The 23,730-nt window shown below is 64.6% G+C and carries 20 protein-coding genes; 10 read left to right on the top strand and 10 right to left on the bottom strand.

Features of this window, described 5'->3' with window-relative positions; genetic code table 11:
- The first annotated feature begins 37 nt into the window (after window positions 1–37).
- Window positions 38–673 (top strand): pyridoxamine 5'-phosphate oxidase family protein, encoded by a 636-nt coding sequence (locus ACVMIH_RS26000; RefSeq protein ID WP_076834761.1) that lies wholly within the window; start codon window positions 38–40, stop codon window positions 671–673.
- Here the strand turns inward: ACVMIH_RS26000 and ACVMIH_RS25995 are convergent.
- The 5 genes from ACVMIH_RS25995 to ACVMIH_RS25975 form a co-directional block, all read right to left on the bottom strand.
- Window positions 591–1,700 (bottom strand): IS481 family transposase, encoded by a 1,110-nt coding sequence (locus ACVMIH_RS25995; protein ID WP_456863920.1) that lies wholly within the window; start codon window positions 1,698–1,700, stop codon window positions 591–593. The two genes, ACVMIH_RS26000 and ACVMIH_RS25995, sit on opposite strands and share 83 nt — an antisense overlap.
- A gap of 396 nt (window positions 1,701–2,096) precedes the next feature.
- Window positions 2,097–5,249, bottom strand: coding sequence for an efflux RND transporter permease subunit (locus tag ACVMIH_RS25990; RefSeq protein ID WP_057021104.1), 3,153 nt, complete (start codon window positions 5,247–5,249; stop codon window positions 2,097–2,099).
- Between the two features lie 13 nt (window positions 5,250–5,262).
- The gene (locus ACVMIH_RS25985) at window positions 5,263–6,180 is read right to left on the bottom strand and encodes an efflux RND transporter periplasmic adaptor subunit (protein WP_076834763.1); all 918 of its coding nucleotides are present in this window, start codon (window positions 6,178–6,180) and stop codon (window positions 5,263–5,265) included.
- A 249-nt stretch (window positions 6,181–6,429) separates the two neighbouring features.
- Window positions 6,430–7,080, bottom strand: a complete 651-nt coding sequence (locus ACVMIH_RS25980) for an OmpA family protein (RefSeq protein WP_028343656.1) — start codon at window positions 7,078–7,080, stop codon at window positions 6,430–6,432.
- Window positions 7,081–7,219: 139 nt separating this feature from the next.
- Window positions 7,220–8,779, bottom strand: coding sequence for a caspase family protein (locus ACVMIH_RS25975; protein WP_076834766.1), 1,560 nt, complete (start codon window positions 8,777–8,779; stop codon window positions 7,220–7,222).
- A 388-nt stretch (window positions 8,780–9,167) separates the two neighbouring features.
- Here ACVMIH_RS25975 and ACVMIH_RS25970 point away from each other — a divergent pair, with 388 nt between their 5' ends.
- Together ACVMIH_RS25970 and ACVMIH_RS25965 are read left to right on the top strand one after the other, a co-directional pair.
- Window positions 9,168–9,974, top strand: coding sequence for an N-acyl homoserine lactonase family protein (locus tag ACVMIH_RS25970; protein WP_016843242.1), 807 nt, complete (start codon window positions 9,168–9,170; stop codon window positions 9,972–9,974).
- Window positions 9,928–10,929 carry an NAD(P)-dependent oxidoreductase gene (locus tag ACVMIH_RS25965; protein ID WP_456854335.1) on the top strand — a complete coding sequence of 334 codons (1,002 nt, stop codon included), beginning with the start codon at window positions 9,928–9,930 and terminating at the stop codon, window positions 10,927–10,929. The genes ACVMIH_RS25970 and ACVMIH_RS25965 overlap by 47 nt, the downstream gene beginning before the upstream one ends.
- Before the next feature lie 263 nt (window positions 10,930–11,192).
- On the opposite strand, the gene ACVMIH_RS25960 is transcribed toward ACVMIH_RS25965, so the two are convergent.
- Window positions 11,193–11,753, bottom strand: a complete 561-nt coding sequence (locus ACVMIH_RS25960) for a MarR family winged helix-turn-helix transcriptional regulator (RefSeq protein WP_375167041.1) — start codon at window positions 11,751–11,753, stop codon at window positions 11,193–11,195.
- A 169-nt stretch (window positions 11,754–11,922) separates the two neighbouring features.
- On the opposite strand from ACVMIH_RS25960, the gene ACVMIH_RS25955 reads away from it, so the two are divergent.
- From ACVMIH_RS25955 to ACVMIH_RS25930, 6 genes are all read left to right on the top strand, one after another.
- Complete coding sequence (locus ACVMIH_RS25955) at window positions 11,923–13,551, top strand: FAD-dependent oxidoreductase (protein WP_141342735.1); 1,629 nt, start codon at window positions 11,923–11,925, stop codon at window positions 13,549–13,551.
- A gap of 9 nt (window positions 13,552–13,560) precedes the next feature.
- Window positions 13,561–13,788, top strand: a complete 228-nt coding sequence (locus ACVMIH_RS25950; protein WP_050401747.1) for a DUF2783 domain-containing protein — start codon at window positions 13,561–13,563, stop codon at window positions 13,786–13,788.
- A 232-nt stretch (window positions 13,789–14,020) separates the two neighbouring features.
- Window positions 14,021–14,974 (top strand): MBL fold metallo-hydrolase, encoded by a 954-nt coding sequence (locus ACVMIH_RS25945; protein ID WP_456854337.1) that lies wholly within the window; start codon window positions 14,021–14,023, stop codon window positions 14,972–14,974.
- A gap of 2 nt (window positions 14,975–14,976) precedes the next feature.
- Complete coding sequence (gene hmgA / locus ACVMIH_RS25940; protein WP_456863917.1) at window positions 14,977–16,323, top strand: homogentisate 1,2-dioxygenase; 1,347 nt, start codon at window positions 14,977–14,979, stop codon at window positions 16,321–16,323.
- 109 nt (window positions 16,324–16,432) lie between these two features.
- On the top strand, window positions 16,433–17,704 hold the full coding sequence (gene fahA / locus ACVMIH_RS25935) for a fumarylacetoacetase (protein ID WP_076834776.1): 1,272 nt from the start codon (window positions 16,433–16,435) through the stop codon (window positions 17,702–17,704).
- 225 nt (window positions 17,705–17,929) lie between these two features.
- Window positions 17,930–19,093: an IS4 family transposase gene (locus ACVMIH_RS25930; protein WP_057015126.1), complete on the top strand. Its 1,164-nt coding sequence runs from the start codon at window positions 17,930–17,932 to the stop codon at window positions 19,091–19,093.
- A gap of 176 nt (window positions 19,094–19,269) precedes the next feature.
- On the opposite strand, the gene ACVMIH_RS25925 is transcribed toward ACVMIH_RS25930, so the two are convergent.
- Both ACVMIH_RS25925 and ACVMIH_RS25920 read right to left on the bottom strand, forming a co-directional pair.
- The gene (locus ACVMIH_RS25925) at window positions 19,270–19,581 is read right to left on the bottom strand and encodes a DUF1272 domain-containing protein (RefSeq protein ID WP_253605318.1); all 312 of its coding nucleotides are present in this window, start codon (window positions 19,579–19,581) and stop codon (window positions 19,270–19,272) included.
- Window positions 19,582–19,662: 81 nt separating this feature from the next.
- Complete coding sequence (locus tag ACVMIH_RS25920; protein WP_050384067.1) at window positions 19,663–20,139, bottom strand: Lrp/AsnC family transcriptional regulator; 477 nt, start codon at window positions 20,137–20,139, stop codon at window positions 19,663–19,665.
- Window positions 20,140–20,262: 123 nt separating this feature from the next.
- Between ACVMIH_RS25920 and hppD the strand changes: the two genes are divergently transcribed.
- Window positions 20,263–21,381 carry a 4-hydroxyphenylpyruvate dioxygenase gene (gene hppD / locus ACVMIH_RS25915; RefSeq protein ID WP_456863914.1) on the top strand — a complete coding sequence of 373 codons (1,119 nt, stop codon included), beginning with the start codon at window positions 20,263–20,265 and terminating at the stop codon, window positions 21,379–21,381.
- Window positions 21,382–21,582: 201 nt separating this feature from the next.
- Here the strand turns inward: hppD and ACVMIH_RS25910 are convergent, their stop codons facing one another.
- Window positions 21,583–22,695, bottom strand: a complete 1,113-nt coding sequence (locus ACVMIH_RS25910) for a CaiB/BaiF CoA transferase family protein (protein ID WP_456863911.1) — start codon at window positions 22,693–22,695, stop codon at window positions 21,583–21,585.
- A gap of 233 nt (window positions 22,696–22,928) precedes the next feature.
- Window positions 22,929–23,729, bottom strand: a complete 801-nt coding sequence (locus ACVMIH_RS25905) for an FAD binding domain-containing protein (RefSeq protein WP_057021118.1) — start codon at window positions 23,727–23,729, stop codon at window positions 22,929–22,931.
- Window position 23,730 lies beyond the last annotated feature (1 nt).

Here is a 23,730-nt window from a genome sequence, read left to right as displayed (position 1 = left end):
CTCAACGAATTGAGACAAACCAAACGGGAGGTTCGCTATGGGTGACCAGAGTGCGGGCGGCAAGCCGCCGGTCAAATCGCACGAGGATCTTCGTGCGCATTTCGGGCAATTGAGCCCGCTCGCCGAGAAAAAGGTGCTCTATCATCTCGACAAGTTCTGCCGCGACTTCATCGCGCTGTCGCCGTTCCTCGTCATCGCTTCCAGCGACGGCAAGGGTCATGCCGACGCCAGCCCGCGCGGCGATGCGCCGGGCTTCGTCTCCGTGCTCGACGACAAGACGCTGCTGATCCCGGATCGGCGCGGCAACAACCGGGTCGATACGTTCGGCAATATCATCGCGTCGCCCGGGATCGGGCTGATCTTCATGGTGCCCGGCATCAACGAAACGCTGCGCGTCAACGGGCGGGCCGAAATCTCGCAGGAGGCGGATCTGTTGACGCCGCTGACGGTGCAGAACGTCACGCCGATCATCGGGCTCAAGGTGCATGTCGATGAGACCTACTTCCACTGCGGCAAGGCACTGATGCGCTCGAAGCTCTGGAATCCCGCCGCGCAAGTCGAGCGCCACAGCTTTCCGACGCTCGGCCGGATCATCGCCGAGCAGACCGCCGCGATCGAGGTCGAAGTCGCCGAGAAGGCGATGGAAGAGGCCTATCGGACGCGGCTGTATTAGAACTTGAGATCACCCGCATGCGCAGGCGATGACACCGCCTGGTGTAACGCCCTGAATCGATATCCTTCCTTACCGTCGTCCCTGCGAAAGTGTTCGGTCCCGTGTGATTGGCGAGGGCCTGGATTGGCGCCAGGTAGCCGAGGCATTTGAGGCGGGTCCGATTGTAGTCGTGGACGAACTTGGCGATGAAGGTGTCGCGGTCGGCGTGGTTGACAAAGGTACGGCGGGCGCTGCCCCGTTTGTGTTCGCGGCCGATGGCTTCGGCGATGCGCCGGTTGAAGCGTTCGACGAGGCCGTTGGTCTGCGGATGGTAGGGCTTGGTCAGGCGATGCTCGATTGCGCGCTGCTTGCAGAGCCGATCAAAGGGGTGGTCACCGGAAGGCTTCCCGACCGGTTTGTTCTTCTTGTCGACGGCGAAGCGGTCGGTGAACTCGGCTCCGTTGTCGGTGAGGATAGTGTGAACCTGGTGCGGAAAATCAGCCAGGAAGCGCTTAAGGAAACCGGTCGCGGTCGCTCCGTCCCGCTTGGAATGGACCTCGACAAAGACGTAGCGGGTGGCTCGGTCGATGGCGACAAAGGCATAACTGGTGCGGCGCTGCAGTGCCGGCAGATACTTCACGTCGATATGGATGAAGCCGATACTGGCATTCTCGAAGACGCCGGCTTTGGGCTTGTCAGGCTTGGCAAGCCGGCTGATGCCATTGCGCTGCAGGCAGCGGTGAATAGCACTACGGGACAGCTTGGCGTTGATGCACCGCTGCATCACCTCAACGATGTCGTCCAGCGGCAATTGGAGCGACGTCCGTAGTTCACAAACGGCCCTTTCTTCAACCGCGGAGAGGCTGGTCGTGAGGTTCTTCGGCCGGTGCGAGCGGTCTTCGACCGTCGTGCGGCTGCGCCAGCGATAAATCGTGGTCTCGCTAACCCCCAGTTCGGCCGCCAATTGGGCGACCGACTTCCGGCTGCGCTGGATGTAGGCACGTGTCTTCGGCGTCGTCGTGGCGTTCGCGTGCAAGCTCAGTTCCATGACACGAGGCGCTCCCTAACAAAGGCCACGCCTCGTTCTACACCGATTCCATCCAACCAATCTGCAGGGACCAAACACGAAAGCAGGGACCCATAACCACAGCTACCAATCGTTGGGCGATGCTGGAACGACTAGTCGCTGCAACAAGGTCCGCCGCGGCGTATGGGTCCCTGCTCCCGTGCGCAATTGCGCACCAGGCAGGGACGACGTGTTGGAGGAGTCGTAGACTCACACCATGATTTCGGAATAATGGAAAAATATCGCTGATTTGCCCGACGTGTCAAGTCGCCGTGTCGGATTCCGGCCGCCGTCTGCTCCTTTGCATGGGGTTGTTTTCGATATTTTGGAGTACGTCATCTCGTACGGGTCGCACCGCTGGCGAGGCGCGGCCTCAGCTCATTCCGCGGCGGGCGAGATCATGTTCGGCGGGCCGGGCGGGCGCTTGGTGTCGTCGGACTGGTGCTCGTTCGGGGTCAGCTCGTGGTCGGCATGCGAGACCACGAGCCGCTTGCCGAAGCGCCAGATCAGGCCGCCGACATCATCCATCACCATGAACATCGCCGGCACGAACACCAGCGACAGCGCGGTCGAGAAGATCAGGCCGCCGATCACTGCGAGCGCCATCGGCGAGCGGAATTCGCCGCCCGCGCCGAACGCAAGCGCTGACGGCATCATGCCGGCGGCCATCGCGATCGTGGTCATCACGATCGGGCGGGCGCGCTTCATGCCGGCGTCGATCATGGCTTCCTCGCGCGCCTTGCCGTCGCGGATCGCCTCCACCGCGAACTCCACCAGCATGATGGCGTTCTTGGTGACGATGCCCATCAGCATCAGGATGCCGATCCACACCGGCGTGGTGAGCTGCTTGCCGGTCAACAGCAGTGCGCCGATCGCGCCGCCGATCGAGAGCGGCAGCGAGAACAGGATGGTGATCGGCTGCAGGAAGGTGCCGAACAGCAGCACCAGCACGGCATAGACCATCATCAGGCCGGCGGTGATCGCGGTGGCGAAACCGTCGGACAGCTCGGCGAGGCTCTCGGCGTCGCCGGACGGGCTGACCCGCACGCCCTTCGGCAGGGTCTTCATGACCGGCAGGTCGTAGATCAGCTTGGTGGCGTCGCCCAGCGCGGCATTGCCGACAAGGTCGGCGGCGACGGTGGCCTGCCGCTCGCGGTCGTAGCGGTTGATGCTGGTCGGGCCCTGGTCGAGCTGGATGTCGGCGACGACGGAGAGCGGCACGCCGCCGCGTTCGCCGCGCTGGCCGAGCGGCACCCGCAACTGCTCCAGCATCTGCAGATCGCTGCGCGCATTGTCCTCGAGCTGGACGCGGATCGGCACCTGGCGGTCGCCGGCGTCGAACTTCGCCAGCGCCGGGCCGACGTCGCCGATGGTGGCAACGCGAATGGTCTGCGACAGGCTTTCGGTCGAGACGCCGAGCCGCGCCGCGAGCTCGGCGCGCGGACGGATGCGCAGCTCGGGCCGGTCGAGCGCGGTCTCCGAGATCACGTTGGCGATGATCGGAATCCGCTTCATCTGCGTCGCGAGTTCGCTGGCCACGTTGTTGACGATGTTGCTGTCGGTACCGGTGACGACCAGCGAGATCGCGCGCAGGCCGTTCTCGTCGAGGAACCAGAACCTGATGTCAGGAACGTTATCGAGCTCCTTGCCGATCGACAGTTCGAGCTCGCGCTGGGTGATCTTGCGGTCGGCCTTCGGCGTGTAGTTGATGATCAGCGCGGCGCGGCGGACCTCCTGCAGGCCCGGCGGCACCCGGCCGCCATCGACGAACACGCTCCGTACCTCAGGCCGCTTGCGTAGCCGCGCCACGATCTCCTCGGTGACCTTCTCGGTGTAGGCGAGCTGCGAGCCGGGCGGTAGCTCCATCGCGAGCAGCGAGCGCGCGGTGTCCTGCGCCGGCAGGAAGCCCTGCGGCAGCAGCGTGATGCTCCAGATCGACGCGGCGAAGATCGCAAAGCCGATCAGGACGGTGACGAAGTAATGCTTCACCGACCAGGTGACGAGGCTGTGATAGCCGCGCAGGATCGGGCCGGGCGGTGGATCGTCGTGGTCATGATGCTTGAGGAAATAGGCGGCCAGCATTGGCGTCACGAAGCGCGCGGCGAGCAGCGAGAAGAACACCTGCACCGACACGGTGATGCCGAACTGCTTGAAGAACTGCCCGGCAATGCCGGACATGAAGCTCGCCGGCGCGAAGATCGCGATGATCGTGAGCGAGATCGCGATCACCGCAAGGCCGATCTCGTCGGCCGCTTCGAGGGCGGCACGATAGGGCGTCTTGCCCATCCGCATGTGACGGACGATGTTCTCGATCTCGACGATGGCATCGTCGACCAGGATGCCGGTCGACAGCGTGATGGCGAGGAAGGAGACGAGGTTGAGCGAGAAGCCGAGCAGATCCATCGCCCAGAAGGCCGGGAAGATCGACAGCGGCAGCGAGACCGCCGCGATGATCGTGGCGCGCATGTCGCGCAGGAACAGCAGCACGATGATCACGGCGAGGATCGCGCCCTCGAACAGGGTCGAGATCGCGGCCTCGTAATTGCCCTTGGTGAACTCGACCGAAGTGTCGATCAGCTTGAGGTCGACATCGGGATAGGCCACCTTCAGCGCGTCGATCCGCTTCTGCACCGCGGCCGCGACGACGACATCGCTGGCGCCCTTGGAGCGCTTGATGCCGAGCGCGACCACCGGCTCGCCGTTGAAGCGGGCGAAGGTGCGCCGGTCGGCGATGGTGTCGGTGACGGTGCCGAGATCGTCGAGCCGGATCTCGCCGCCGCCGAACAGCGGGATCATGGTGCCGGCGAGCTCGTTCAGCGTCTTGGCGCCGGCCAGCGTGCGGATCGCCTGGTCGTTCTTGCCGATCTCGGCGCGGCCGCCGGCGACGTCGACATTGGTGCCGCGCAGGATCTGGCTGACATTGACCGCGGTGAGCCCCACCGCCTGGAGCTTGTCGGGATCGAGCGAGACCAGGATCTCGCGCTCGACACCGCCGATGCGCTCGACCTGGGCGACGCCGCGCACGCCCTGCAGGGCGCGCTTGACCACGTCGTCGACGAAATAGGACAGCTGCTCCGGCGTCTTGCCGGGCGAGATCGCAGCATAGGTCACGATCGGCAGGCCGATCACGTCGACGCGCTGGATCAACGGCTCGGTGACATTCTGCGGCAGATTGGCGCGCACCCGCGTCACCGCGTCCTTGACGTCGTTGAGCGCGCGGTCGGTGTTGGTCTCCAGCGCGAATTGGATCGTGGTCACGGACAGGCCGTCGGTGATCGAGGAGGAGATGTGGCGCACGCCCTCGACGCCGGAGACGCCGTCCTCGATGGTCTTGGTGACCTGCGATTCAAGTTCCGACGGCGCGGCGCCGAATTGCGAGACCGCGACCGAGATCACCGGAATGTCGGCGCTCGGCAGCCGCGTCACCGCGAGCTTGGTGAAGGAGACCCAGCCCAGCACGAGCAGGATGATCGAGAAGACGATCGAGGGAAGCGGGTTCCGGATCGACCATGCCGAGATGTTCAAAGCCATTAGCGTGCCCGAATTACCGTGATCGCGTGCGATCGAGTTCGTCGGCGAACATGGTCTTGATCTGGTCGCCGTCATGCAGCGAGGTGCCAGCGTCGGCCACGACGATTTCGCCGACGTCGAGGCCTTCAAGGATTTCGGTCGAGGTGTCGGAGGTCAGCCCGACGCGCACCCTGCGGGTCTCGACGGTGTTGCCCTTCACGACCTGCAGGGTCAGGCGGTCGATCGCGGTGCGCGGCACCGCGACGCCGCAGGAGCGCTTGGCGTCGATATTGGCGCGCGCGAACATGCCGACCTTCAGCGTCGGATTGTTGTTGATGGTGATGCGGACGTGCCCGAGCTGGGTGGTGCGGTCGATCTGCGGCGAGATCTGGCGGACCTTGCCGACCATGTCGGGCGCATCGTCGCGGCTGATCCGCACATTGGCGCCGGGATTGAGCTTCAGGAGCTGGAAGCCCGGCACCTCGGCGTCGAGCTCGATCTCGTTGTTGATGGAGATCTTGAACATCGGAGGCGCCTGCGGCGAGGCCGGCGCGCCGGGCGCGGTGCGCACTTCGGTGATAAGGCCGGCCGCCGGCGCCCGCAGCACAAGCGGCTTGGCATTGGCCTGTGCGGCCTGCTGCGGCGGCGGGGTCAGCCGCGCCAGTTCCTGGTTCTCGGTGACGGTGTCGCCCTCGCGGACCAGCACGTCGGTGACCTTGGAGCCGTCCTGGTCGACATTCACCTGCGCCTCGCGGCGCGGCACGATGAAGCCGGTGACGCGGACCATGTCGGAGAAACAGGCATTGGTCGACTTCGTGACCACGACCAGCGCCTGGCCCGGCGTCACCTTCTCTTCGGGATGGGAGCGATGCTCGAACGCGTAATAGGCGATCGCGAGGGCGAGGAAGAACACCGTGCCGAGCGCAGGCTTGAGGTATTGGGAAAAATTCATCGCCTGATCAATCCGGAGCCTGGCGCGTCATGGGTGTTGGTCGAAGTCTCATCACGCTCGCTATCGTACTGCCTGGGCATTCGGAAGGCCGGTGCCATTGTTCCGGATCATGCCCTGACGTCATGTGAGGCGGGTCACCTGTTATGCCACATTGGGGCTCGGCCCAAACAGCATTGGCCCTAAAGCAAATGCGCCCCGCCGGGGTGCGGGGCGCATTGTAACCTCAAAAAGGGGCCACGCCACCGCCCATCACTTGGCGGCGGTGGCCTTGTTTTCCACGTTCACGACCTGCACGCGCCGGTTCACCTCCGCCATCGGGTGGCTCGGGTCCTTCAGCTTGCTCTTGCCATAGCCGACGGTGACGAGATCGGTGCCGTTGATGCCGTATTTGTCGACGAGATAGCGCTTGATGGCGTCGGCACGGCGTTCCGAGAGGCCCTGATTGTAGTCCTCACCGCCGGCGGCGTCGGTGTGGCCGGCGACCACGAAGGTCGAGCCCTTCAGGTCCTGATTGGTCAAGGCGCGGCCGAGCGCCTGCACCGACGGCAGCGACTTGGCGCTGATATCGGCGGAGTTGTAGTCGAAGTTGATCTCGAGATCGATCTTGGGCTTGTCCTGGACGATGGTCGCGATTTCCTCGCGTTCCGCCGAGGACAGCGAGCGGGTGGCGCGGCCACGGACGCTCTGCACGAATTTGGCCTGGTCGGCATTCAGCTCCGGCGAGGTGGTCTGCGGGCCGGCCGAAAGGCCGCGGGTCAGCGGCTTCTTGTCGGGCGTCAGCGCCTTGATGATCTGGTCTTCGGTGACGTCGCCGGCATGGGCGACGGCCATGCCGAACGACAGCGCGGCGCCAACGGTCATGATTGAAACGATCGCGGCCTTTGCCGACGGCTTGAACATTTCGGTCCCTCCTGCGCAAGCTGGCGCGGTTCCAACGACTATTCAGATTGATTGCCGGCATCGCTGCCCGGCTCGCACCCTCTGATTAGTCGCTCAATTCCGTCAGCGGTTCGCGCCGCGGGCAGACCTTCGTCCATTGTCACTGCACGCCGTAGTCGGCGAATTCCTTGACGATGTTCGGGTCCATCGCCTTGGCGTTGGCGATGTCGAGATCGCCCTCCGCGACCGCGCCGTTGCGCTGCTTGGCGAGCCCGCGCCCGTATAGCGACGAGGTCAGCCGCGGGTTGATCTTCAGCGCGGCGTCGAAATCGGCGATCGCGTTCTTGTTCTGCCCGCCCTTCAGGTTCATCAGCCCGCGGCTGTCGAGCGCATCGACGAAGTTCGGGCGCAGCCGCAGCGCCTCGTTGCAGTCCTTCAGCGCCGCCTGCAGGTCGCCGATCACGGTGCGGACCCAGCAGCGGTTGTTATAGGCCTCGACATCCTTTGGGTTCAGCCGCAGCGAATTGGTGAAGTCCTTCACCGCGAGGTCGTAGGCCCCCTTGCTGGCATAGACCTGGCCGCGGCGATACAGCGCCGCTGCGTCATCGGGATTCTTGTCCAGCTTTTCGCTCAAGCTCTTGATCGTCGGATCATCGGCGAGCACAGGCGAATTGCTCGGGGCCGGCGTGGGCTGGATCACCACCGGCGGCGGAGCCGCGGGCGGCGGCAGGGCGATCTCGGGCGCCTTGGGCTGGGGTGGCGGTGCAGTCGGCGCTGCCGCAATCGGAGGCGTCGGCGGCGCCGGTGATGGTGTCGGCGCTGTTGCCGCTGGTGGCGTCGGGGTCGCCGCGGGCGGTGTCGGCGTTGCTGCGGGCGGAGCCGGCGGAGGCGCGACTGGCGGTGCCGCTGCCACTTCCGGTGACGGCGACGCGGCGGTTGCCGGCGCGGCGTTCGACGGCCCGGCCGTGCCGGCCGGAATGAACGAGAAATCCTCGGCCAGTGACGACGAGATCCACGGCACCTGTTCCTGCCGCGAGGCGCGGGTGACGCCGACGCGGGTGCGGTTCAGCGTTTCCTCGGCCATCAGGTCGGGGGTGCGGATCTCCTTCAGGAGTTCCCGCACGAACAGGCTGTGGTCGCTGCCATTGTCGGAGACGACAGACGACAGCGCGGCCGAATACATCACCAATGTACCGTTCGGGGCGATCACCGGGGCGAGCCCTGCCGAAAAGCTGCGGAAGCGCCGCTCGAACGGGTTGCGCCGCGAGGCGTCGATCAAGGCGATCTTCACCCCGGCGCCACGGCTGTTGATTTCCCCGAGCACGGTCTCGAGGCTGAAGCCGTCGCGCCGAACGTCGGCCTCGGCCCAGATCTGCGCATCGATCGGGATCATGTAGCTCTGCCGGTTCGACTGGATACCGTAACCGGAGAAGAAGATCAGGGCGACCGAGCCCGGCTTGATCTTGCCGTAGAGCCGGTCGAAGGCGCGACGCATGCCGTCGCCGGTCAGGTTCTCGCCGACCTCGACGGTGAAGCCGTCGCGCTTGAGCTCGTCGGCGACGTCACGGGCGTCGTTGACCGGCTCCTTCAGCGGTGCGTCGGCGTCGGGATATTTGGCGTTGCCGATGACCAGCGCGAAACGGTCGCCGGCAGCGAAGGACAAAGTGGGCGCCGCGATTGAAAAAATCAGCGTGGCGAGCAAGGCAAGGCGGATTTTCATAATCGCAGCAAATCCAGATCGCGGCATTCCAATGAAACGGCGCCGCTTCCAGCCTGCGCCTCGGGAACCTTACTCTAGCGAAAATCCATTATCAAACCACGGCCAAGTCCCCGTCAACGGCTTGCGGCAGCATCGTTTATCGCGGTGATGCCAGCCAGACCGCAGTGCAGCAGCATGCGGTCATGGCGGCCATCGTCATCCGGCACGGTGCTGGTTCCTGCGGGCCGATAACGTGCCTGCACTCACGAAGGCTGTCGCCACCCTGTCATGCGCTCGTCGCACGCCGCGCGGTTTGACCTTTGCGCGAGGCGATGGCTTTGTGTTCGGGACGGCAGGCTATTCAAAGACAAGCCGTTCAAAACAGGCCTTGCAAACAAGAGCGAAACCGATGGGAAACGCCTACGAGATCTACGCCCTGCGCTATGCGACGATGTCGCCGCGCACGCCCCACCTCAACTTCCTGGTGCCTGATCCGCACGATACCACCGCGCAGGACCTGGATTATTTCGTCTGGCTGATCCGTGGCCATGGCCGCGACATCCTGGTCGACACCGGCTTCAACGCCGAGGAGGCCAAGGCGCGCGCCCGCAAGCTGACGCTCAACCCGGTCGACGCGCTGGCCGGCTTCGGCGTCAGTGCCGATAGCATCAAGGATGTCGTCGTCACTCACCTGCATTACGACCACGCCGGCAATCTCGATCGCTTCCCGAACGCCAAATTCCATCTGCAGGAACGCGAGATGAGCTACGCGACCGGCCGCTGCATGTGCAACGGCATGCTGCGCCATCCGTTCTCCATCGAGCACGTCACGCAGATGGTGCGCCACGTCTATGGCGAGCGCGTCACCTTCCACTCCGGCGACGGCGAGATCGCACCCGGCGTCACCGTGCATCGCGTCGGCGGCCATTCCGACGGCCTGCAAGTGGTGCGCATCGAGACCGCGCGCGGCCCGGTCGTACTGGCGTCGGACGCCGCGCATTATTATGCGAACCTGCACAAGCGCAGCCCGTTCCCGATCGTCTACAATGTCGGCGACATGGCGCAGGGCTGGGAGACCGTCGAGCGGCTCGCCGGTCATCCGGACCGCTTCATTCCCGGTCACGATCCGATCGTCAGCGAGATCTATCCGCGCGCCAGCGACAAGGTCGATGCGTTCGCGCTGCATCTCGCGCCATCGCGATCGTTCGCGAAATAGCCTCGCCGATTGGGCGAGGCTCGTCTGCAACACGTCAAGAAACGTCAAAAGAAGCGATATGACTGACACCAAGACGACTGACACCAAGACTCTCGGGTTCATCGGCCTCGGCGTGATGGGTGAGCCGATTTGCCGCAACCTGGTCAAGAAGAGCGGCAAGCGCGTTGTCGTGTTCGACCTCTCGGCCGAACCGCTGCAGCGGTTGCGCGCCGACGGTGCCGAGGTTGCCGCGTCGGTCGCCGACGTCATCAAGCAGAGCGATGTGCTGTTCCTCTGCTTGCCGAGCGCCAGGCACGTGCGCGCGGTGTTCGAAGGCGACGGCATCTTGAAGAACACGAGAAGCGGCCAGATCGTGGTCGATCTCGGCACGTCTTCAGTCAGCCAGACCCGCGATTTCGCCGCGCAGTTGCAGGCCAAGGGCGCGGCGTGGGTCGACGCACCGATCGCGCGCACGCGGCAGGCGGCGCAGGACGGCACGCTCAGCGTGATGGTCGGCGCGGTGCCCGCGCTTTATGCCGCGATCGAGCCCTTGATCCGCTGCTTCGCCACCGATGTCACCAATTGCGGTGACGTCGGCGCCGGGCAGGTGACCAAGATCCTCAACAACATGGTGCTGTTCGAGACCGTGAACGCGCTGGCCGAGGCTGTCGCGGTGGCGAAGCATAACGGCGTCGATCCGAAGCTGCTGCTGGAAACCTTGTCGAAGGGCTCGGCCGACAGCTTTGCGCTGCGCAACCATGGCATGAAGGCGATCGTGCCCGGCGTGTTTCCCGAGCGCGCATTCTCGACCGAGTATGCGCTGAAGGACCTGTCCTACGCGCTGGAGCTCGCCGCCGATGCGGGCATCAAGATCCGCGGCGCGGAGCTGATCGGCACGGTGCTTCAGGAAGCGATCGACAAGGGATCGAAGGACAATTATTTTCCGGTGATCGCGACACATATCGACAGGGCGTAACGGCACCGTCATTGCGAGGAGCGTAGCGACGAAGCAATCCATCGTCCCGCATGCTCGGATGCATGGATTGCTTCGCTTCGCTCGCAATGACGGTGGAAGGAGCCGCACAAGATTCCATCACCGTCACCCCCGCGCAAAGGCTTCGCCTTTGTCGCTGGAGGAGCGCGCTCTTGCGCGCGTCTCGAAGGGTCGACGGCCACCAGCCGGGCCGTGCATCCTTCGAGACGCGCTGCGCGCTCCTCAGGATGACGGGTTGAGTGAGCCTAATACACGTCCTTGGCGTCGGCCTCTTCGCTGGTCTGCACCAGTTCGAGGCTGTTCTCGACCTTGCCGAGCAAGCGGCCGAGGTCGCGGCGTTCCTGTGCGGAGAGGCAGGACAAGATCTCCTGTTCCTTGCGCAGCAGGCGCGGGATCAGTTCCTCGTAGAGCGCCTGGCCCGTTTTGGTCAGTCGCAGGCGGAATTCGCGGCGGTCGTCGGCGTTCTCGACGCGCTCGACGATCTCGCGCTCCATCAGCGCCGACACCGCGCGGCTGATGGTGGATTTATGGGTGCGCGTGCAGTGCGCGATGTACTGCGCGCTGCAGGGATCGCTGCGGAAGCCGAGCGTTGCGAGCACGCGCCACTCCGGAATGTCGAGGCCGTAGCGCGCCTGATATTCGCTCGACAGCGCCGAGGACACCTCGGCCGCCAGCCGGTTCAGGCGGAACGGCATGAAATGGAAGAGATCGAGGCGCTTCTTGGTCGGCGCGATAGTGTCGCGCAGCTCCGCTTCCACGGCACTGCGCGGCCGGGCTGGAGGCTGGCTTGCAGAGGTCCGTGCCAAAAATCCCTCCAATTTGAGTTGACGGCAGCCCCGACTGGGGGTTTAAGATAGTTGCAAGTGAGACTAATTTAGCAAGGTCGCGGCCGGCTCGCAAGGTCCCGGTCGCTCGCCGGTCACACAGAACCGCAGCCAGAGGCCGCGGCGCAAGGGAAACATCCAGGGTCACGCAATGGCACACGCCAACACGGCACAGGCCAAAACCCAGTTCGGCTATCGCCGTCATCCCGACCAGGAGCGCTCGGGCGCCAATGTCGCGGAGCATCCCGTCGTCGTGGTCGGCGCCGGGCCGGTGGGATTGTCGCTCGCGATCGATCTCGCGCAGCGCGGCCAGCGCGTGGTGCTGCTCGACGATGCCGACCGGATCGGCGAAGGCTCGCGCGCGATCTGCTTCTCGAAGCGCTCGCTTGAGTTCTGGGATCGCCTCGGCGTCGGCGACCGCATGGTCGAGAAAGGCGTGGTGTGGAGCGTCGGCAAGATCTTCCACGGCGCCTCGCAGCTCTACCAGTTCAATTTGCTTCCCGAGGAAGGCCACAAGCGGCCCGCCTTCATCAACCTGCAGCAGTTCTACGCCGAGGCCTATCTGGTCGACCGGGTCGGGCAACTGCCTGAAATCGACCTGCGCTGGCGCAACAAGGTGATCGCGCTGGAGAGCCGCAACGATGGCGTTGCGCTGACCATCGCAACCCCTGACGGCTCCTACCAGGTGCACGCGACCTTCGTGGTCGCCTGCGATGGTGCTCGTTCCTCGCTGCGGCAGATGGTCGGCGCGGAGTTCGCGGGCCAGGTGTTCGAGGACCAGTTCCTGATCGCCGACGTCAAGATGACGGCGGCGTTCCCGACCGAGCGCTGGTTCTGGTTCGATCCGCCGTTCCATGCCGGACGCTCGGCGCTGCTGCACAAGCAGCCGGACGACATCTGGCGGATCGATCTGCAGCTCAACCCGGATGCCGATCCGGTGGCCGAGAAGCAGCCCGAGAATGTCCGGCCGCGGATCGAGCGCATGCTCGGCCATGACAAGTTCGAGTTCGAATGGATCTCGCTCTACAAGTTCCAGTGTCGCCGGATGGCCAAGTTCATCCACGGCCGGGTGATCTTTGCCGGTGATTCCGCCCACCAGGTCTCGCCGTTCGGCGCGCGCGGCGCCAATTCCGGGCTCGAGGACGCCGAGAATTTGGCGTGGAAGCTCGACCGCGTGCTGCGCCGGCTGTCGCCGGAGGGCTTGCTGGAGAGCTATCACATCGAGCGCAGCGCGGCGGCGGACGAGAACATCCGCGAGTCGACCCGCTCGACCGACTTTATGGCGCCGGTGACGAAACAGGAAGCGCGGCTGCGCCAGGCGGTGCTGTCGCTCGCCAACGATACCGAGTTCGGCAAGCGCATGGTCAATGGCGGGCGGCTGTCGGTGCCGTCGGTCTACGATACGCCGCTGTCGAGCGGCGATCGCGATGATTGGCGCGGCGGCCCGCGGCCCGGCGCCTCGATGCCGGATGCTCCGGTGACGGAGCAGGGCGGAGGTTCCACCTATCTGACCGATGTTTTCATCAGACAGGGAACGCGCTTCACGCTGCTGGAGTTTGGCAATGGCGCGGCTGCCGATGTGCCCGATGGCGTCGGCAGCATCCGAGTCGGCGGCGAGGATGGGCTGGTCGACGCGCAGGGCCTTGCCGGCAAGCGCTACGATGCCGAGCCCGGCACCGCCTATCTGCTGCGGCCGGACGGCTATGTCGCGGCACGCTTCCGCAACGCGGCGCGGCCGGCACTTGATGCGGCGCTGGCGCGCGCAGCCGGCCTGAACTGAGGAGCAGTCATGGCGCTGTCGACCAGTTCGAATTTCGCAAAGCCCGACGACGCCTTCCGCGCCATCGTCGAGGCCCATCGCGGCCTCACCGAGGCGCAGAGCGCCGATCTCGATGCTGCGCTGGTTCTGGTGCTCGCCAACCATATCGGCGATCTCGACGTGCTGCGCGAGGCGATCGCGCTGGCGAAGCGGCGGATGCTGGACGCCAGCCAGCAGCAACAACAGCAACAGCAATAGCTACGAGCTGAATCAGGATGGATCTTTATCAAGTCGCGCAGCAGCCTCCGCCTCACCTCGCCCCCGCTTGCGGGGAGAGGTCGGAACGCATCGTCAGATGCGTTCCGGGTGAGGGGGAGCTTCCGCAGACACATCTGTCGCCGTGTATGCGGAGACAGCCCCTCACCCCAACCCTCTCCCCGTAAGAACGGGGAGAGGGGGCGAATGCTCTTGAACGGACAGGATTGAACTGATGGCCAAAGGTTTCGCATCGACCACGGATCTTTCGGAGAAGAAGGTCACCTTCTCCGAGATCGGCACCGATCTCTATGCCTTCACTGCCGAGGGCGATCCCAACACCGCCGTGATCGTCGGCGACGACGGCTGCCTGGTGTTCGACGCGCAGGCGACGCCGGCGATGGCCAACAAGGTGATCGAGCGGGTCAAGACCGTCACCGACAAGCCGATCAAATATGTCGTGCTGTCGCACTATCATGCGGTGCGCGTGCTCGGCGCCTCCGCCTATCACGCGCAAGGCATCGTCGCCTCGCAGGAGACCTATCGCCTGATCGAGGAGCGCGGCCAGCAGGATTGGGATTCCGAATATGGCCGCTTCCCGCGCCTGTTCCAGGATGCGGCAAGCATTCCCGGCCTGACCTGGCCGACGCTGACCTTCGAAGGCGAGATGTCGATCTATCTCGGCAAGCGCGAGGTGCGGCTGATGCAGCTCGGCGCCGGCCATACCTCGGGCGACATCGTCGCCTGGGTGCCGGATGCCGAGGTGATGTTCTCCGGCGATCTGATTGAATATCACTCGGCCTGCTATTGCGGCGATGCGCATTTGCGCGAATGGCCGACGACCCTGAACGAGATCCGCGCCTTCAATCCGAAGGCGATCGCGCCGGGCCGCGGCGACGCGCTGAAGGGGCTTGCCACCGGGCGCGATGCGATCGCGATGACCCGCGATTTCGTCACCACGCTCTACGGCGCGGCCGAATCATCCGTCGCCAAGGGCCGCAGCCTGAAGGAATCGATGGCGGCAACGCGCGACGTGATGGATCCGAAGTTCTCGAGCTTTGCGATCTACGAGCACTGCCTGCCGTTCAACGTTTCGCGCGCCTATGACGAGGCGTCGGGGATCGACGATCCCGTGATCTGGACCGACAAGCGCGACCAGGAAATGTGGGCCGCCCTGCAAGGAGGATAGCGATGAACATCATTACCTCGCCTGATCAGATCGTCCGCAGCTCAGGGCAAGTCACCCCGGGCTACATGTCCGGCTTCGGCAACAGCTTTGAGACCGAGGCCTTGCCCGGCGCGCTGCCGATGGGGCGCAATTCGCCGCAGCGCTGCGCCTATGGGCTTTATGCCGAGCAATTGTCCGGCTCGCCGTTCACGGCGCCACGCGGCACCAACGAGCGCTCGTGGCTCTATCGCATCCGCCCGTCGGTGCGGCACTCCGGCCGCTTCGCCAAGGCAGATAGCGGGCTGTGGCGCACCGCGCCGTGCCACGAATACGACATGCCGATCGCACAGTTGCGCTGGGACCCCGCGCCGATCCCGAAGGAGGACATGACCTTCCTGCAGGGCGTGCAGACCATGACCACGGCGGGTGATGCCAACACCCAGGCCGGCATGGCCGCACACATCTATCTCATCACCAAATCGATGGTCGATCAGCATTTCTACAATGCCGATGGCGAGATGATGTTCGTGCTGCAGCAGGGCAATCTGCGTTTCGTCACCGAGTTCGGCCGGATCGACGCCGAGCCGGGCGAGATCGTGGTGATCCCGCGCGGCGTCAAATTCCGCGTCGAAATTCCCGGCGGCCCGGCGCGCGGCTATCTCTGCGAGAATTACGGCGGCGCGTTCACGCTGCCGGAGCGCGGCCCGATCGGCGCCAACTGCCTCGCCAATTCGCGCGACTTCCTGACGCCGGTCGCGAGCTACGAGGACAAGGACACCCCGACCGAGCTCTACGTCAAATGGGGCGGCTCGCTGTTCAAGACCACGCTGCCGCATTCGCCGATCGACGTGGTCGCCTGGCACGGCAATTACGCGCCCTACAAATACGATCTGCGTACTTTCTCGCCGGTCGGCGCGATCGCCTTCGATCATCCCGATCCCTCGATCTTCACGGTGCTGACCTCGCCGTCGGAGACCGCGGGCACCGCGAATATCGACTTCGTGATCTTCCCGGAGCGCTGGATGGTGGCCGACAACACCTTCCGTCCGCCGTGGTACCACATGAACATCATGTCGGAGTTCATGGGGCTGATCTACGGCGTCTACGACGCCAAGCCGCAGGGCTTTGTGCCGGGCGGCATCAGTTTGCACAATTGCATGTTGCCGCACGGTCCCGACCGCGAAGCCTTCGAGCACGCCAGCAACAGCGAGCTGAAGCCGGTCAAGCTGACCGGCACGATGGCCTTCATGTTCGAGACCCGGTTCCCGCAGCGCGTGACCGAACATGCGGCGAAATCGTCGACGCTGCAGGACGATTACTCGGATTGCTGGAAGGGCTTGGAGAAGAAGTTCGACCCGAACAAGCCGTGAGTTTGTGTCCCTCGTCATCGCCGGGCTTGACCCGGCGATCCATCGCGCTTTCCGAAGATGGATGCCCGGGTCAAGCCCGGGCATGACAGCTTCTTGATTGGAGGAATCAGTGACCCACCCCAACGACCCAAAGCTCCGCTCCTTCATCGACGTCGCCCCGACCTCCGACTTCCCGATCCAGAACCTGCCCTATGGTGTGTTCTCGTCGAAGGATGGCCTTGCGCCGCGCGTCGGTGTTGCGATCGGCGATTATGTGCTCGACCTGTGGGAGCTCGAGCAGGACTCGCGGCTCGATGTCGGGCCGCTCGGCGTGTTCTCGCAGCCGTCGCTCAACGCCTTCATGGCGCTCGGGCCGAAAGTGTGGTCGGCGACGCGGGCGCGGATCAGCGAGCTGCTCCGCTCGGATCATCCGGAGCTGCGCGACAACAGGGAACTGCGGGCGCGGGCGCTGGTGCCGATGGCCGACGTCAGGCTGCACATGCCGTTCGCGGTCTCCGGCTACACCGATTTCTACTCGTCGAAGGAGCACGCCACCAATGTCGGCGTCATGTTCCGCGGCAAGGACAATGCGCTGCAGCCGAACTGGCTGCATATGCCGATCGGCTACAACGGCCGCGCCTCGACGGTGGTCGTGTCGGGCAGCAAAGTGCGCCGCCCCCGCGGCCAGCTGAAGCCGCCGACCGCTGAGGTGCCGAGCTTCGGCGCCTGCAAGCGGCTCGACTTCGAGCTCGAGATGGGCGTGGTCGTCGGCCAGGCCTCGCCGATGGGCGAGATGCTGACGGAGAAGCAGGCCGAGGAGATGATCTTCGGCTTCGTCATCCTCAACGACTGGAGCGCGCGCGACATCCAGCAGTGGGAGTATGTGCCGCTCGGCCCGTTCCAGGCCAAGGCGTTCGCGACCTCGATCAGCCCGTGGGTGGTGACGCGCGAGGCGCTCGAGCCGTTCCGCATGCAGGGCCCGGCGCAGCAGCCGGAGCCGCTGGCGTATCTCAAGCAGACCCAGCCGAACAATTACGACATGCAGCTCGACGTCGCGCTGCGCGCCGGTGCAATGAACGAGGCGAAGACAATCTGCAGCACCAACTTCAAATACATGTACTGGTCGTCGGTGCAGCAGCTCGTGCACCATGCCTCGAGCGGCTGCGCGATGAATGTCGGCGATCTCCTCGGCAGCGGCACGATCTCCGGCCCCGAGAAGCACCAGCGCGGCAGTCTCCTGGAAATCAGCTGGAACGGCACCGAGCCGGTCGAACTTGCCAGCGGCGTGACGCGGTCGTTCCTGGAGGACGGCGATTCGCTCGTGATGCGCGGCTGGTGCCAGGGCGACGGCTATCGCGTCGGCTTCGGCGAGGTCGAAGGCACGATCGTCGCGACGGAGTAGGTCGCGCTGTTTCACCTCCCCTTGAAAAGGGGAGGTCGGTTTGCGCAGCAAACCGGGTGGGGATCTGGTCTCTCCGTAGACGCCAGCGCTCGCGGCTGACCCCCATCCCACCTTCCCCCTTTCAGGCAGGGGTGTCCGGGGAATGATTCACTGTGTCGCGGTGCATGCTCGGCAGGACCGAGGCAAATCGGTCTTTTCTGGTTGTCGAGACACAGAGGGCCGAGCATGCGATATCGCGGTAGCATTTTTGGAAGGCTGCTTGAACCGATCAATCGACGGCAGTTTCAGACGGTTGTGGATCGTCTGGACGGGGATGCCTACGACAAGTCGTTCAGGAGCTGGGATCATCTGGTGGCGCTGATCTATGCCCAGCTTAGCGGCAACAGCAGTCTGCGCGGGGTGGTGACTGGCTTCAACGCCAATTCGCAGCATCACTATCACTTGGGAACCGGCAAGCTGTCGCGCTCGACGTTGTCCGATGCCAATGCCCGCCGTCCGATCGGCATTTTCGCGCAAACCTTTGCGGCGCTGTCGGCGATGGCGCGTCGCCAGCTGCGGAGTGAAGGCATGGAGATGGTGCGTCTGATCGACGCCAGTCCGATCCCGCTCGGCAAGGTCTGCAGTTGGGCGACGTGGAACGGCCGCATCCGCGGCATGAAGCTGCATGTCGTCTACGACCCAAGGAGCGATGTCCCGACCTGCGTCGAGATGACGGCCGCGAACGTCAATGACATCGAGATCGGCCGACAGACCCCAATCCAGCCCGCCACCACCTATGTGTTTGACAAGGGCTATTGCCGTTTCGACTGGTGGCAGAAGATCAATGATAGCAAGGCTTTCTTCGTTACCCGGGCGAAGACGAGCATCCGTCTTCGCTCGCTCAGGCATCGCGCCATCCGCAAGCGTAACGGGGATGGCTTCGAAATCCTTGCCGATGACGAGGTGAAGCTCACCAGCAAGGGCGATTCGCGCCTTCCAATCCCGCTCCGCCGCATCAAGATCAGACGCGAGAAAGGCGGCAAGATCACACTCCTGACCAACGACCTTGCCCGTAGCGCCGTCGAGATCGCCGCCCTCTACAAGAGCCGATGGCAAATCGAGCTGCTGTTCCGCTGGATCAAGCAGCATCTCGATATTCGCAAGTTCCTCGGCGCCAACGACAACGCGATCCGCCTTCAGGTGCTCGCTGCGATGATTGCCTACCTGCTGCTGCGCATCGCCGCTCACACCAACTGCATCAAAATGCTCCCGCTCAGGTTCGCCGAACTCGTCGGCCAGCTCCTGCTCACGCGTCGATCCCTCGCTGCCATCGACAAACCTCCGCCCATCAACCCCAGCCGTCGGAAATCAACCATCTCACCTGACCAGATGGAGCTCCGCTATGCCTGAATTTCCCCGGACACCCCTGCCTTTCAGGGGGAAGGTGCCCGACAGCGGGGCCGTCATTGCGAGGAGCTCGCGACAAAATTGCAAAGCAATTTTGCGCTGAAGCGACGAAGCAATCGATCCGGCCCCGGCATGGAGAGAATGGATTGCTTCGCTGCGCTCGCAATGATGAGTGAGTCTCACCGCTCCTCGGGCCTGACATCCCTCAAGCGCGCCGTATTCGCCGCGACGTCCTCGAGGCTGTATTTCAGGTGCACCCGCTTGTCCGACGGCGGCTGATTGACCGTGCAGACACCTGGCCGCCACGGCTTGGCCGGGCGGATCGGCCGCGGCGCAAAGCCGCCGCCGCAGTTCGGGCAGACATTGCCGAGCCTGGTCTCGGCGCAATCCGCACAGAACGTGCATTCATAGGAGCAAATCCGCGCGTCGATGGCGCTGGGTGGCAGGTCCTTGTCGCAATATTCGCAGTTCGGTCGCAGCTGCAGCGCCATGGTTCGTCTCTCTTGCCGTTGTCGGAATGATCGCAAGCCAAGCCGCAAAAGCGAATGGCGGATTTCCCTCGATTCGAGCCATCACGCCTGTAGCGACTTCAGCGGCAGCCTGGTGCTCTCCTTTAGCCGGTCGAGCACGATCGAGGAGCGCACATGGGCCACGCTCTGGTGCGGCATCAGCACGTTGTTGACGATGTCGGACAGGCTCTTGAGGTCGCGCAACATCACCTTGAGCACGTAGTCGGCATCCCCGGTCAGCGCATAGGCCTCCTGGATATCATCGACCCGGTTGACCAGCTCGCGAAACCGCTTGGCGTTGTCGGGCGAGTGGGTCGCCAGCGTGATGTGGATGAAGGCGATCAGGCCGAAGCCGAGCGCCTCGCCGGCGAGGTCGGCGTGGTAGCCGGCGATGACCTTCTCCTCCTCCAGCCGCATCCGCCGCCGCGAACATTGCGATGCCGACAGCCCGACGAGGTCGGCCAGCTGTTGGTTGGTCAGCCGGCCGTCGTCCTGCAGCGCGGCGAGCATTTTCAGGTCGAAGGCGTCGACTTCAGGCATGCGTAGAATGTCCATTTCGTGCACGGATCGTGCGCAAGGCTAGCAAAATGGGACCGATTTTGCACGCACGTTGTGCAGCAAATGACGGAAACTGATCCCCAGACAAGTCAGGGAGTTGCCGCCATGGGTCCGTTTCCGCACGATGCGCCGCCGGCCGAAATCAGCACTGAGAACCCGATGGGCACCGACGGCTTCGAGTTCGTCGAATATGCCCATCCGAATCCGGCGGAGCTGCACGCGCTTTTCAAGCTGATGGGCTTCGTCGCGGTCGCCCGCCACCGGACCAAGCAGATCACGGTCTATCGCCAGGGCGACATCAACTATCTCGTCAATGAGGAGCCGGGCAGCCACGGCTTCAACTTCGTCGCCGCGCACGGTCCCTGCGCCCCGTCGATGGCATTCCGTGTGGTCGACGCGAAGCATGCCTATGAGCGCGCGCTCGCGCTCGGCGCGGAGCCGGCGGATGTCTCGCCCGCAGCGAAGACGCTCGATGTGCCCGCGATCAAGGGCATCGGCGGCAGCCTGCTTTATTTCGTCGACCGCTACGGCGCCAAGGGCTCGGCCTATGATGCCGAGTTCGAATGGCTCGGCGCGGCCAACCCGCGCCCCGCAGGCTCGGGCCTGTATTACGTCGATCACCTCACCCATAACGTCTATCGCGGCCGGATGGATGTCTGGACCGGCTTCTATGCAAAACTGTTCAACTTCCGTCAGATCCGTTTCTTCGACATCGAGGGCCGCGCATCCGGCCTGTTCTCCCGTGCGCTGACCAGTCCGGACGGCAAGATCCGGATTCCGATCAACGAGGACGCCGGCGATTCCGGTCAGATCGAGGAATATCTCAACGTCTACCGCGGCGAGGGCATCCAGCACATCGCCTGCGGCGCGCGCGATATCCACGCGACGGTCGAGAGGTTGCGCGCCGACGGCCTGCCGTTCATGCCGTCGCCGCCCGATACCTATTTCGAGCGGATCGACGCCCGCCTGCCCAAGCATGGCGAGGACGTCGCCCGGCTCAGGACCAACGGCATCCTGATCGACGGCGAGGGCGTGGTCGACGGCGGCCAGACCAAGGTGTTGCTGCAGATCTTCTCGGCCAACGCGATCGGACCGATCTTCTTCGAGTTCATCCAGCGCAAGGGCGACGATGGCTTCGGCGAAGGCAACTTCAAGGCGCTGTTCGAATCGATCGAGGAAGACCAGATCCGCCGCGGCGTGCTGAAGGTCGATCACGCGGCGTGAGCCATGGCGCGCCGCGCCAGCGCACAGCAAAGGGTGTCGTCCCGGCCTCGTGCGCAATTGCGCACGGGAGCCGGGACTCATACCGCGGAATCTATCGCGTGTGCCGGGTAGTAGTCCCGCGGAAAAAGCCGCGCGCCACAACCGCGTGTCGTGGTTATGGGTCCCGGCTCGCGCTTCGCTTGGCCGGGACGACAACGAGATTTACTTCGCTGCTTTCCAAGCCGCCGTCACATCCCCGATATTCGCCAGCTCCGGCTCGCGGATCGCGGACGGCGTGCGCGAGAAGCGCGGCGCGGGGGCAGGCTGGGTGACGCCGTGGCGTTCGACGAACACCTGGCGCGCGGCCATGTGCGGATGCTTGGGCGCTTCCTCCATGGTCAGAATCGGCGCGAAGCAGATGTCGGTGCCTTCCATGATCTGGCACCAGTCCGCGCGCGACCTGCTCTTGAACACCTGGGTCAGCTTCTCCTTCAGCGCCGGCCAGGCCTTGCGGTCCATCTGCGCGTCGAAGTCGGCGTCGGTCAGGTCGGCATGCTTGCGCAGCAGCGCGTAGAATTGCGGCTCGATCGAGCCGATCGAGATGAAGTTGCCGCAGGAGCATTCGTAGACGCCGTAGAAATGCGCGCCGCCGTCCAGGAAATTCTGGTCGCGGCCGCCGCTCCAGCGGCCCTGCGCGGCCATGTCGTAGAACATCGACATCAGCGAGGCCGCGCCGTCGCACATCGCGGTATCGACCACCTGGCCCTTGCCGGACTTCTGCGCTTCCAGCAGCGCGGCGAGCACGCCGACCACGAGGTAGAGCGCGCCGCCGCCGAAATCGCCGACCAGGTTGAGCGGCGGCACCGGCTTCTCCTTGGTGCCGATCGCAGCCAGCGCGCCCGTGATCGAGATGTAGTTGATGTCATGGCCGGCGGCATTCGCCAGCGGGCCTTCCTGGCCCCAGCCGGTCATGCGGCCATAGACCAGTCTTGGATTGCGCGCGAGCACGACATCCGGGCCGAGGCCGAGGCGCTCCATCACGCCGGGACGAAAGCCCTCGATCAGCGCGTCGGCGTGGCCGAGCAGGTCGAGCACTTCAGCAATCGCCGCCTTGTTCTTGAGGTCGAGCTCGATGACCTTGCGGCCGCGGGTTGCGACCGCCTTCAGATTCTTGCCGGCGCCGACCCGATCGAGCGTGATGACCTCGGCGCCCATGTCGGCGAGCAGCATGCAGGCGAACGGGCCGGGACCGATGCCGGCGAATTCGACGATGCGGAGGCCGGCGAGCGGGCCCGAGGTGCGGGCGGCGGTCTGGGAGGCAGGTTTATCGAGCACGTTGTTCTTCCGTTGGTTGCGGGGCGCTAGGCGGCTGAGATGTCGCGGCTGGCTTGGTGCCGAACTTCATGCGTTCTCCCAGCCGTCCGTGGGACGGTATTTTTAATTAGCTGATTAGCTAAATTGTCTCGCCTAAAGCCGGATGTGGCAAGCACCTTTTGTCCTGTGCCGCCGGTAAAAACGCGAACGGCGCGCATCGCTGCGCGCCGTTCTGGACTTGTGTTTAGGCGCTATCAGCCCGCGGCCGCGACCGCCCGCTGTCCCATCACCTTGATCAAGTTGGCGCGGTAGTCGGCCGAGCCGTGGATGTCAGCGAGCAGGCCGCTCGCCGGGATATTGACGCTGTCGAGCGCCGAGGCCGCCCAGTTCGCCTTCAGCGCCTGCTCGATCGGCGCGACCCGCATGACGCCGCTCTGCGACGCGCCGGTGGCGGTGGCGCGGACGTCACCCGACTTGGTCTTGGTGACGAACACGCCGGTCAGCGCGAAGCGCGAGGCCGGGTTCGGAAACTTCGCGTAGCCCGCCTTGGCCGGGACCGGAAACGACACCGCGGTGATGATCTCGCCATCCTCGAGCGCCGTCGTGAACAGGCCCTTGAAGAAATCATCCGCCGCGATCGACCGCTTGTTGGTCTTGACCGTCGCGCCGAGCGCCAGCACCGCCGCCGGATAATCCGCCGCCGGGTCGTTGTTGGCGAGCGAGCCGCCGATCGTGCCGCGATAGCGCACGGCGGGATCGCCGATCAGCGACGCCAGATTGGCGAGCGCCGGGATCGCCTTCTGCACCGCATCACTTTGCGCCACATCGTAATGCGGAGTCGCGGCCTTGATGGTGACCGTGTCGCCCGACACCTCGATGCCGATCATCTCCTGCACCTTGGACAGGTCGATCACGTCGGAAGGCGCGGCAAGACGCTGCTTCATCACCGGAAGCAGGGTCTGTCCGCCGGCGAGGAATTTTGATTCCGCGCCTTTGGCGAAGGTTGCGGCGGCGTCAGCGACCGAGGAAGCGCGGTGATAATTTGTCTCGTACATG

The organism is Bradyrhizobium sp. USDA 4503, from assembly GCF_054055815.1.
Note: the sequence above shows the minus strand (reverse complement) of the source record. Positions and strands in the feature narration are given on the sequence as shown.